General features: G+C 47.0%; 13 protein-coding genes. 8 read left to right on the top strand and 5 right to left on the bottom strand.

From position 1 onward, the window contains the following. Positions 1-409 (top strand): hypothetical protein (locus JF818_RS12965; RefSeq protein WP_198892410.1); only part of this gene is annotated, 409 nt, incomplete at its 5' end. 15 nt (positions 410-424) lie between these two features. On the opposite strand, the gene JF818_RS12960 is transcribed toward JF818_RS12965, so the two are convergent. The 3 genes from JF818_RS12960 to JF818_RS12950 are packed head-to-tail and all read right to left on the bottom strand — an operon-like array spanning position 425 to position 5,619. Continuing rightward, positions 425-1,216 (bottom strand): acyl-[acyl-carrier-protein] thioesterase, encoded by a 792-nt coding sequence (locus JF818_RS12960; protein WP_198892409.1) that lies wholly within the window; start codon positions 1,214-1,216, stop codon positions 425-427. Positions 1,217-1,232: 16 nt separating this feature from the next. Further along, positions 1,233-3,938, bottom strand: a complete 2,706-nt coding sequence (locus JF818_RS12955) for a type I restriction-modification system subunit M (RefSeq protein WP_198892408.1) — start codon at positions 3,936-3,938, stop codon at positions 1,233-1,235. Continuing rightward, on the bottom strand, positions 3,904-5,619 hold the full coding sequence (locus JF818_RS12950; protein ID WP_198892407.1) for a long-chain fatty acid--CoA ligase: 1,716 nt from the start codon (positions 5,617-5,619) through the stop codon (positions 3,904-3,906). Before JF818_RS12950 ends, JF818_RS12955 begins: the two co-directional genes overlap by 35 nt. A 286-nt stretch (positions 5,620-5,905) precedes the next feature. Here JF818_RS12950 and JF818_RS12945 point away from each other — a divergent pair, with 286 nt between their 5' ends. After that, positions 5,906-6,580 (top strand): DUF6577 family protein, encoded by a 675-nt coding sequence (locus JF818_RS12945; RefSeq protein ID WP_198892406.1) that lies wholly within the window; start codon positions 5,906-5,908, stop codon positions 6,578-6,580. Positions 6,581-6,613: 33 nt separating this feature from the next. Here the strand turns inward: JF818_RS12945 and JF818_RS12940 are convergent, their stop codons facing one another. Beyond that, positions 6,614-7,612 carry an IS110 family transposase gene (locus tag JF818_RS12940; RefSeq protein WP_233067784.1) on the bottom strand — a complete coding sequence of 333 codons (999 nt, stop codon included), beginning with the start codon at positions 7,610-7,612 and terminating at the stop codon, positions 6,614-6,616. Further along, on the bottom strand, positions 7,527-7,751 hold the full coding sequence (locus tag JF818_RS12935; protein ID WP_198892404.1) for a hypothetical protein: 225 nt from the start codon (positions 7,749-7,751) through the stop codon (positions 7,527-7,529). The genes JF818_RS12940 and JF818_RS12935 overlap by 86 nt, the downstream gene beginning before the upstream one ends. Positions 7,752-8,039: 288 nt before the next feature. Between JF818_RS12935 and JF818_RS12930 the strand changes: the two genes are divergently transcribed. The 6 genes from JF818_RS12930 to JF818_RS16470 all read left to right on the top strand — a co-directional run. Beyond that, complete coding sequence (locus JF818_RS12930) at positions 8,040-8,327, top strand: nucleotidyl transferase AbiEii/AbiGii toxin family protein (RefSeq protein WP_198892403.1); 288 nt, start codon at positions 8,040-8,042, stop codon at positions 8,325-8,327. Between the two features lie 283 nt (positions 8,328-8,610). Then, positions 8,611-8,976, top strand: coding sequence for a helix-turn-helix transcriptional regulator (locus JF818_RS12925; RefSeq protein ID WP_198892402.1), 366 nt, complete (start codon positions 8,611-8,613; stop codon positions 8,974-8,976). Then, positions 8,954-9,835 carry an ImmA/IrrE family metallo-endopeptidase gene (locus tag JF818_RS12920; protein ID WP_198892401.1) on the top strand — a complete coding sequence of 294 codons (882 nt, stop codon included), beginning with the start codon at positions 8,954-8,956 and terminating at the stop codon, positions 9,833-9,835. The genes JF818_RS12925 and JF818_RS12920 overlap by 23 nt, the downstream gene beginning before the upstream one ends. Continuing rightward, positions 9,825-10,532 (top strand): hypothetical protein, encoded by a 708-nt coding sequence (locus JF818_RS12915; RefSeq protein ID WP_198892400.1) that lies wholly within the window; start codon positions 9,825-9,827, stop codon positions 10,530-10,532. Before JF818_RS12920 ends, JF818_RS12915 begins: the two co-directional genes overlap by 11 nt. Positions 10,533-11,009: 477 nt before the next feature. Beyond that, on the top strand, positions 11,010-11,279 hold the full coding sequence (locus JF818_RS12910) for a hypothetical protein (RefSeq protein WP_198892399.1): 270 nt from the start codon (positions 11,010-11,012) through the stop codon (positions 11,277-11,279). Between the two features lie 66 nt (positions 11,280-11,345). Then, a partial coding sequence (locus JF818_RS16470; protein ID WP_370570343.1) for a hypothetical protein occupies positions 11,346-11,560 on the top strand: 215 nt, incomplete at its 3' end.

Here is an 11,560-nt window from a genome sequence, read left to right as displayed (position 1 = left end):
CCGATGGAGTGGTCATACAGAAGTGTGCACTGGAAACATCTATATAATCGCCAGAACAACCTTGCTCTCCCTCTTCTCCCCTGATCCCTCCCTTGCTCTACAGCGTTATATCCAGTGCACCGAACATGAAAAATGGACCCCACAGGTCGGCTTTGCCACCATCATCGACAAGCGGGAAGAAACCAGGGAACGGCTCTCCTGTCTCCTGGATCGGACACTCGCAAAGCGGAACCTTGAGGAGCTTCATGCCATGGTTGTCTCAGGGGCAAAATCACCACTCTCCAGGGAACTCAGGAACCAATTTATTCATGCTGCAGTAACCGACGGCCATGCCCTCAGGGACATCGCCAGCTTCCTTCATGTCAGCCATGAGACCGTAAGGAGGATCAGCAAGCAAGAGGTAAGGTAATCTTATTGGTATCTCTCAAACAACTGTTTGCCTCTTCTTCCAGTGCGTGACTGCATGGAACACCACTTCCTCGATGCCAGTAGCATCAATTCTCTTGATACAGGTCAGAAACTGATTTGCATCCTTGCTTCTCGTTTCCACCACGAGTGCATCCCCATGGTGGCACTGCCTTTTCCACTCGACATCGATGAATGAAGGATAGTACGTATCGAGATGCTCATAGGGAAAGGAGGCCATCATCCAATCTATATAGCTCAGGTTGTTCACATGCCTGTTGTAATCATAGTCATAGTAGTCCATGTGCACCTTGTCCCTGCTCACAACCCCTTTGGAGAAATCCTCTTGCCGAGGGAACTTCGGAAAAGCAGGATCGAACCACCTCTCGTTTGTAGGTGGATAGAGCAACCTGCTCTCAAGGTATGATGGCTTTTCGGGTCTTCCCTGTTCCATATCCAGGACAATCCAATGGTTGTATGCCTCAAAAAGAGGCCCTCCACCCACCTCCCTTGCCGTAACAGCACGGGGAAAGAAGAGCCTATGCCCTTCTTGGCACCAGGTCTCAGCCTCGAATCCAGTCCTCCAGGAAGCAAGGTAGTGTATGTACATCCTGGTCCTGAAGATCATCCATGCGCGATGCTCTTTGTCCAACAGCACCCTGTGCCCACAACCAAACATGTCGGCATGTATTGCAGACATTTCTTGGTTGATCGCAAAGTACTTCACTGGCTTCACACGGTAGAACGTATCACAATCGACAACCCGTACCCGATCATTCCCATACCCTATATTATTGGCATCAATATCCATATACTCACCTTCCAATTCACAAAGCCAGCTTTGAAACAAGCATCTCAAGATTCGTATGAACTTCTGACAATGCTCTTTCCGACTCAATAATCCTTGCCATGTACTCACGCTCGAGCTCCTCGACAATGTCTCGTTGCCGCTCCAGCGGAGGAAGACCAACTTTGAAATTTCGTATACGGTCGAAAGGAATGTTTCTCCTGCTCACATACCTTTCCTCACGTACCCTGTAATCAGGGCTGTTCAGGTACCAGTAGAACAGATATGCAGGAAGTGCCTTTGTCTTATCAACCCTGATCAGGGCTACGCCAGGCTCCAGATAGTAGAGATCATCGCAATCTATCACAGTTGCATGGCCCGGAGAGCCGACAACAGTGAACAGAATATCTCCTGTATGGAGAAGCGCAGAGCTGATCTCATGCAGGACCGTGTCATCAAGACGTTGTGCATCTGACAGATCGAGGCGACCGTTCTTCACATTGCATCCTCTCAGGGCAATACATGCACCCGAATCAGCATACCTCACAAACTTGGTGTACTTGTAACCAGGAATCCTCGAGACTTCCGCAACAGCAGAAACAGGGAAGTGGGGCGCATCATGAATGGACAACATGAGTTCATACAGACGCTTCCCCAAGCGTTTTCTCAACAGGGAGATCCTCTTTTCCAACAAGCGCTCAGACGCTTCAAGGGAACGTATTGTCTCACTTACCTGCTTCTGTATTCCCATAGGGGGAACCCTGATCATGGCATCATTGGCATCGCTGCAGCGCAGTACTCCCTTGTGGTTGGTTCTCTTGAGCCATACCCCGCGGGCCCAAGCCCCGAATGCATGTAGCAGGTACTCTTCTCGTACCCCTTCCTGTGGGACAAGGCTCAACAGGTTTCCATCTACAGCCGAACTCTTAGCCAGGATCCCCCTCCTGCCCGATTTGATGCTTGTGGCATGTTTGGGAATAAGCACCGTATCCCTGTCAAACATCCTTGCAGTGGTTACCTTCGGTGAGATCCTGAGCACGGACGAACTGACGAGGAGGCAATCACTGGATTTGCATGCAAGATCTGATGTCCTCACATACCCAATCCCTGTAGGGGAATCTGTGAATGCATAGGACCTTATGTTCTTGCCCCCTTTGATGGCCGCCACTTTACCAACAGGCAGGAAAGGCGCCTGATCAAGCTTCTTAGCCAACGAAGCAAGCACGGTAGGGGAGACAGCCAACGATGCAAGATCATTCCCTGTCTTCTCAATGGCTTTTTCAAGCGACTCCCCTGATTCCCCTTCACAAGGGTGATTACTCTCAACATAGTGGAAAGGCCTGAGATCACACCTGTTTTCCATGACCTCTTTCCTGTCCACAAGGTAAGCATAGTGGGGCACTTCCTTTCGTTCGTTGTATATGTGGGATATCTCACTGATCAGTATGAAGGAAGGCCTCTTGTCTCTAGTTTGTGAAGATGCATCGATGAAAAGAATGGTGTCCTCCCTTCTTCCCTTTCGTATGACAAGCACATGGCGATGCATCGTGTCTGCATGATGGCCATAGGCCGGGAGTCTGATGACGGCATCGACAAGGTTGTTATCCAGAAGCCAGCTTCGTATTGTCTTCTCAGCCCTTTCCCGGCTCAGGGCCCCTTCGCCCAGGGCAAAGGCTGCCGTTCCTCTCTCACTGAGGCATGACACTGAGTGCATGACGTATGCCAGGTCAGTCTTTGCCTTCGGAGCCAGGACTCCTGCAGGACTGAAACGGCTGTCCTTTACAAGAGAGGAATCCTCATCTCTGGCCCATCGCTTCCTCACAGGGAGTATGCTGGCGATTGCGTCAAACGTACGTCCTCCAAAGGATTCGAAAGACGTCAGTGAGTCGCCATAGGCCAATGAGAAACGAGTTGGGTCGAGATGGATGAGAAACATGAAGAAACGGGCCATGTTGTACTCTGGTATCATTTCGCTCTGGCCATACAAACAGCCCCCCTCGGCAAGGCGGAAGCGTGCATGGGATAACAACACACCTGTTCCACAGTAGGGGTCATAGAATGACTGTATGGACTTACTTCCCCTGTTCACAAGGAGTATAAGCAAGTCAGGTACAAGCCGTGCTTCGAATATCCCGTCTCCTGTTGCCTGAGGCCTGGAATACTGGTCAAGCAGGTGCTCAAAGGTACTCGTCATATCGAAAATGGCCTCTGGACTGATACTGGAGACGGCCTTCATCAGGCTGTATAGCTTCTGCTTTCTTGTTCTGGGAACAGCACCCAGTTCAATTTCATCTTTAGCAAGATGACTTGAGAGGTTCCTGAAGACGCTCTCACTTGCGTATCCGACCGCTGATTCCTCAATATCGGAAAAGACCCATTCCAAGGTCTTTCCCAGATTCCCATCTCTTGGGGCATCCCGGTACACATTGCAGAAGAGTCCACTTGGAGGAATGAAAAAACCAATAGTGGAAGACGCCTCATCTGCAAGCGATTCTACCTCCTCGTCATCCATGGTTCTGTATCGCTTCTGATGCAACTCCAGTTCCGGTTGATCTTCTGCGAACTGCTCCATTTCCTGGGAGAGATACCGATAGATAAGCATTGCAATGATGTATCGACGGGAGTCCCAACCAGGAAAACGTTGCTCCAGAACCTCGGCTATCTTCCATGCCCTGGCGGAAAGTATCTCTGTGTTTTCTCTCACTTCACCTTCAGGCAATCTCATATCGCTTCGAGACCTCAGCACGACGGACCTTCTTGGATGAGGTCATGGATAGCGGTTCATCAACCACCGTAACCATCTCTATCCTCTTATAGGGAAGAAGGGTAGCGTTGACCTCTTTGACTATCTGCTCCATTCTCTCCTGTATCGCTTCGGCAGTCTTTCCTTCGGCAAATGCCTGGGAGGGGAAGATGATGACCCTCACATGCTCACCAGCGCTTTGCTTGTCCTTGATGTACCCAATTACACACAGCTGCTCAATTTCTGTGTAGAGCTGGAATTTGTCCTCAATCTCTTCTGGGAAGATGTTCTTCCCTCCCTCGCTCACAATCACTGATTTTGCCCTCCCACTCAGGAAAAGGTAGTTCTCCTCATCCACCTGTCCAATATCCCCAGTATTGAGCCATCCATCCTGGTCAAGAACCTCAGCTGTGGCCTCGGGATGCTTGTAGTATCCTTTCATCACCTGGGGGCCACGAATGAAGATCAGTCCGTTTCCATCCTCGTCAGGGTCGACTATCTTGCACTCGGTACCTGCAACCACCTTCCCGACAGAGGATTCCTTGAACGCATAGATGGGATTGAGATGTGTGATGGGCGAGGTCTCGGTAAGACCATACCCTTGTACGAAATCAATACCGAGTTCGTTGAATCCCCTGAACGTCGATGCAGGAAGCGGTCCACCCCCGCAGATACATATCCTGTTGGTGTCGAGCGAGAGTCTCTTGAGCAGGAACTTGAACCAATGCTTTCCCACGTTGAGGCCAAACGTTCTCTTGAGCCACCCAGAGATGCCCATAAGGCCCCGAATGGTTCCGTATACAAGCCTGCCTTTTTGTTTCAACCCAGCCATAACAGCTCCATACATCTTGTTGAAGAGCATTGGAACACCGAGGAACATGGTTACCTCTCCTTCCTTAAGATCCTTGAGCATTTGCGATACAACAAGTTTCTTGCCGAATACCACGGATGCCCCAACACCCATTGCTTCAAGAAATACCGCAAGGAGCGTATAGGCATGGTGTATGGGGAGAATTGCATAGAAAACGTCTGTCTCGAAAATATTCATATTTGCCTGCGAGAGGAAGATGTCTGAGACAAGATTCCTATGGGTCAACATGACTCCCTTCGGAGTCCCGGTTGTCCCGGAGGTAAAGAGAATCTGTGCAATATCATCCTCACTGCATGGTTCAGGCTCGACATATTCGGCGCTCTTGTGCATGATCCATTCAGCTGGACCGTTCTCCTCAAGGCATGCAACGGTCTTCATGGGAAGATCAGAAGCAACGTTCTTCAGTCTCTTGCTGTCGATAATCATCGCGACAGAATCGGAGAACCTTGCGAGTCGTATAAAGTCTTCGTCGCTTAATGCATTGTCCAAAGGCACGACAGTGGCTCCTGCGAATATGACAGCAAAATAGCCAAATCCCCATGCCACACTGTTCTTTCCACTGACAATGACCTTGTCCCCCTTCCTGATGCCGGAACCGAGGAGCCAAGAGGCAATTCCTTTCACGATGGGAAGGGCTTCACTATAGGTATAGGAAACAGGTTTTGGAACGAACTCTTTCCAACAGACCCGACTGCCAAAGCGTTCGACGGTTATCTCAAAAAGTTCCTTGAGGGTAGGCCACGTTGCATGGTACATCGTGCCCTTATAGGGATACAGCTTGTCCCATGGTGTGAAGGAATCTTTTGTTCTCATGGTTGATCCTCCTGAAGATGAACACGCCCCCCTTTGCAACGAAGGACGATGATGACAATCATATGTCCATAAATTCTTTACACGTGTCTATAATGTTTCGTATTACACTCAACCTGTCAACGACCTCCATTTGAACTAACACATGTAATTACAGTTTAGCTTCAAGTGTAATAATAGAGGCATGGTTATATCAGGCATTCGGGGAAGAACCCAGATAATTCTGTCAAAAAAAGCCAGAACGGCAAATAAATGAAAATTTGCCGAAATGGCTGAGGAGGTGATGAGTATGAACAAGCATGCAATCATTCGAAATTTACCTGATGACACGTGTACGAGACAGCAGATCCTACATGCAGCTAGGATTGTCGAGCCCTCCTTCAAGGAGACGCAGCTCAGATATTTAATGGGAACCTTGCACAATTCCAGACTGATAGTCAGGGTTGGACGCAATCAATACAAGAAAGTTGATAAAGTGGCGATGAAAAGTATCTTCACCGGGGTATATTCTCATGCAGCCCAGCAGGTGATCGGGTACATGCAAGAGCAGTTCCCTCTGCTCTCCTATAGGGTTTGGGAACTGTCTTGGCTAAACGAGTTCTTCAATCACCAGTTGGCACATAATCAGATTTTCCTCGAAGTGGAGAAGGATGGAAGTGATTTTGTGTTCTCCACGCTTACAGAAAAATTCCCAGGCAAGGTGTTATTGAAACCCAAAGCCCAAGAGATACTGCGGTACGGTACTGATGATGGGATCATCATCAACCATCTGGTCACAGAGGCTCCCAAGTCTGATGGCGAGCGGTATCAGGTGCCTTTGGAAAAATTAATAGTTGATCTGTTTGCAAACAAGAATCTGATGCTCTCCAAAGGTGATTATCCCGCAGCAATCGAGCTGATGTTCACGAAATACCGCATCGACCAGGTCTCAATGCTTCTTTATGCACGAAGGAGTCAACTATAAACAATGGAAAACTTCAATAATGTTTTTCAAGGCTCAAAGGGAATACATCTCATCCTTGGTCAACAGGGCATGAAGTGTCCTTACGAGCTTGTTCATAGTTGCGACCATGGCCTTTCTGTGTGGGAAACCGGCATCCCGTTTCTTGTGGTAATACGTATTGAAGACGATGTTGTGTTTCACACAGCTGTCAGCCATCAGGTACAGATACTTGCGCAGCACTGCATTCCCATGTTTGGAGATTCTCAGGTTCTTGCTGGTGTCTCCCGACTCATAGATGCCCGGATCGGTGCCCGCAAAGGCGATGAGCTTCTGGTAGGTGGCGAACTGGGCGATGTCGGGAATCTCGGAAAGGAAGTGGGAAGCGGTAACCTCACCGATGCCGGGGATGGAAGTGAGGATTTCCATCTGGCGCTTGTGCAGGGCATTCTCGAGCTCCACCAGGGCCTTGGTGAGATCCTCGTCACGCTGTTGGCATGCCAGCACGGCCTTGGCGCTGTCACGGACCATGGCGGCACGATAGCTGACACCTATGGAGGTCTGGGCGAGGTCCTTGATGTTCTGTACGGTTATTTCCTCGCTCTTGCGGCCCTTTTGCACATCCATGGCCTGCTGCAGCTGCCCGTCGGTGGCCCCAAGTACGTCCTTGGAACACCCGTAGATGCTCAGGAACTCCAGCAGGGTCTTGGTGAAGACATTGAAGCGCAGCAGCTCGGGAAATGCGACGGACAGGTCGCTCTTGAGGATCGTCTTTGCCTTTGCAAGATCCTCGGCATTGGCGGCCCTGCGCCTGGCGAGCATCTTGCTCTCGCTGTCAAGCTGCATCCTGTCCTCCTGCAATGCACTCATGTGGGCTTGCGCATACCGGGCTATGGTAACGGCATCAAGAGCGTCGGTCTTTGTCCTTCTGAGCGTCTGTCCGTCATGAAAGTGCTTGATAAGCAATGGGTTAATGATACGTGCTTTCCTGCCGTGGTTCAAGAGAAAGTGGTACAGCGGCAGGTGGTAGCCCCTCCATGACGAACAGCGAGGCATCGCTTATCTGGGTGGAAGCAATGAAGGAAGAGAAGCCGTCATGGTCGAAGGTGAGCGAACCCTGGCTTTGTACTCCTTGGGTTCCCAGAACACAGAATGTGGCAGACTTGCTGGCGATATCCAATGCGACGATGGACATAAGAAAACCTCCTGTGGGTTAGAAAGTGGATCCCGTTTTCCAGTCTCCCGCTTGAAAGAAGCTCGATGGCTTAATCAACCAATAGGGAAATTCGGGACCGAGGACAGACTCCTTCTGAAGTTCAAAGACTTAATTAAGATGAGGTCCTCTGTCCTGGAATTATATCATCAAAAACCAATCATCTATCGTAAGTATAGGTGAATTATTATTAGGAGGAGTAAGGTGAAGGCTGTGTTCGACTTTCTTAGAGACAATACGACGATTGAACGTATGGTTCAGGGGTGATGTATGGTGAAGCCTGTCTGTTTTACACGTGAGCATATCGAGAAAATTAAAAGTGGGTTTACCGTGGACAACTCCATCCTTGAAAGGAGCATCTTTACCTTGGCTTTGCTTGAGGCACTCGTAAAGGTGGGCATGCCATTCATCTTCAAGGGTGGAACCAGCTTGTTGCTCCTTCTGGAGAAGCCGAGAAGACTATCCACCGACATCGATATCATCGTACAGCCAGGCACTGATGTACAGTCTTATCTTGACCAGGCTGGAGAAATCAATTCCTTGGCAAGTAGAGCCTGAGAAACGCTAATGAGACGAACTCGATCAAAGAGAATCATTCGCTGTTTGAATTCTCCTATATTTTGCAGCGCATGATTACAACGCTATCCAATTGGTCAAGAAGGATGAATTGTGGTCCACCGGACTGGACACTGTCTAGGCGATAAAAATGCAAGAGAGGATTTTGAGTGTGAAATAATTTGTAACATTTTAGCTTATTAATGTGTAGCTATTGAAAGATTTGATAATAATAGTTACATTTTCACGTACAATAACGTATAATATAGGCAAAGGAGGCCCGCGGATGAAAATCTTATCCGCAGTTAGACTGTCCAAAACGGTAAACGAACTGCGAAGTAAAATGAATCTGACCCAGGCAGAGCTTGGTGAACGCACAGGGCTTCATCGAATCATGATTGGACGAATTGAACGGGAAGACTTCACCCCATCTATAGTGCAGCTTCAAGCTCTGGCGGATGTTCTTGGTTTCGAAATCACTGATATGTTCATGGAGAAGGAACACTCGGGATCCTTTGTTGCCCTTCGAAGCGAAAGTATGAATGAGATTGAGAAGGAAGGAGTTGATACTCTGCTCGGCATGATGTTTGCGTTGCGTCAGCAGATCCTACTGAGGAGAAAGTTCGAGCATGAATCGGAAAATCAAGCTTAGCATTCAAGATATTGAATCAATTCGTGAATTAGCCAGAAATAAACGATTTGAACTCGGGTTCTCTGATGATCCTCCGATAGCGAACGATATCCAAACGATTCTTGATAAGCTTGAGATTATCCTGCTCGAAATTCCTGTTGAGGCAGAGGGAAATAAGCCTTCATTCTCCGCTGCTCTGTTGTACTCCGAGGAGGGTGGAGAGTGTCTTGTGTTCATCGGGCTCAATACCGCTGATTATTTTGATAAGCAGGTTTTTGCGATCGCCCATGAACTGTATCACTTTTTCACGAAGACCGGCTCCCATCTGAGTCGACAGGATGATCAGGAGGAAGATGTTGTTGAAGCGAAGGCAAACTGGTTTGCTGCCGAATTCCTGCTTCCCGAAGAAGTACTTAAACGACGGGTTTTCGAGGAATTCAAATCCTTCTCTCTTGCAGATGTGCAACAAAAAGTGTTGCTTAGATTCATTGCAAGACTTCACTGTACTTGGTGGCTTCCGTATCGTTCGTTGGTGAAACGGCTATGGGAGATTAAAGCCATAAGAGATGAGCAATATAAAGAGCTCTATGGCGTTGATGAGCGTGATTCAGAAGGTGAGTACGGAAGGGTTGGTCGATCAACTCAGAGTGATGTGTTCCTGAAATTAAATACAGCCACCAAGACAGTCGGTTCCTCACCGAGAGCAATCGAGACCATATTGCGAAACTTCGAGGATAATCTGATTGATGAGGATACATTCGTTAGATTGCTAGGACGGTTCAAAAAGAGTCCCTCAGATTATGGCTACGAGATTTCCATCTCACAGGATGATATGGATGAGATGCATGATTTCATTGAAGGAAGGAATCATGACGGTTGATGTTGCGAGTAAGAGCCCTGCCTTGGTTTCATTATTCAATGATCCGAATCAAGTAATCACTCTGGATGCGAATTTTCTCATTCCCCCGGATCGTCAGATGTCTTCGGTCAAAGGTATACCTTTTTCTCTATTTCAAACCTGCTGGCTCAAGCCAATCTTTGACCTATTTCCAAATCTGGCAATTCACGAAGCAGTCCGTGATGAGTTGGTTTCCCGAGATATTAAGACATTCATCCAGAACAAGGTGAACGCAATGCCTTCTGAGATAATCATACATAAAGATTCTGAATTGACAGCTGTTGAGTACATGCTAAGAGATTCGATCGAGGATAGAATCTATCCTTACACGCGATATGATCCACAAATTGATAATCGAGATGATCGAGGTGAGGTTAAGACGCTTGCTTATATCGCAGTCAAAGGCCTCATATATTTTGCAGCTCATGATTACAATGCTATCCAATTGGTCGAAAAGGCTGAATCGTGGTCCACAGGACTGGATACTGTCCAAGCAATAAAAATGTACGAGATAATTTTCTTCCTGTATGTACGAAACCCTTCCATCCGAAAATCCTTGAGGATGTTATACAAATATCAGTATTACCTGACGGCTAAAGAGAAATCAATGAATCCCGAGTGGGGACTATTCGTGGAGTCTATGAAATCCTTGTATCAAGATTGTCTGTCGGAGCTTTGATTGAAGAAGGGTACTACAGGTTACTCCTTGTAAGTGTGATTCCTTGTAAAAGAGTCAGTACAATATCATGCATTCCTCTGGTTTTCTTGCAGCTAAGAAAGAACTATAGGACCAAGTATCCAATATGCAGCTGGATTGCTCTCTCAAGCAAACCTTTCAACGTCCTCTTTTGCTCTTGACGGTTGTGATTTCTTTGGTTCATTGCATCTGTCTCCGGTGCTCATAATTTAGCATATATAACTACTTATGACGAATATTTATCATATTTTATGAAATATTTAAAAACTTAATATGTATGGAATTATTATCCTTTACAAATACAATAAATGATTCTATGGTTAGTTTGGATTATCTTGATACTCTACAATCCAACCACTACTAATTCTTCAAGGTAAAGCGATGTCTTACATCAGGTCATATGACTTGATAATTATACATCTCCAAATCTGAACAAAGAAGGTAGTGTGGATTGTCAGCATGAGTGAATCAATTACCATCTCAAAGAACGTAGTATCTAAACTAGCGCTTCTGCTTGCATATGGGGAATCGAACAGTACCTCTTCAATTGAAGAGACAGATACCCATTGGGTGCTTGCAGCCTCCAATGAAAAGGGTTCAGGACCCTCTAATCAGTTCTTTCGCCTGTGTATGGAGAAAGAAGTTCAACTTGCATTGGAAGAATCTATGGCTCCCTTACGAGAGATACTCTATCGAAAGGCTTTTGAGCCAATCTCCAAGGGGAACTGATGTGCTATGACAAATTACTCCATGTTTAGATTTTTTTAAATAGAACAAGATAGGAAGGTTATTCATATGGAAATTAAACAGAATCCTTTTTCATTGTATGATTTTTTAGGATATTTGATTCCTGGAATTTTTTGTTCGCTTGGTTTGTTATATATTTTCTTGCCTGTGGAGATAGGTGACTTTTTATTTTCTGATAAGGACTTAAACATTTCTGTTTACTTGTTATTTGTGATTTGCTGTTACGTTTTTGGCCATGCTATTAGTTATATCTTATCAGTAAC

The sequence above is a fragment of the Sphaerochaeta sp. S2 genome (assembly GCF_016406725.1).
In the GTDB taxonomy this organism is placed as follows: Bacteria; Spirochaetota; Spirochaetia; order Sphaerochaetales; family Sphaerochaetaceae; genus Sphaerochaeta.
The sequence above is the reverse complement of the archived record's forward strand: the minus strand, read 5'-3'. Positions and strand labels throughout refer to the sequence as shown.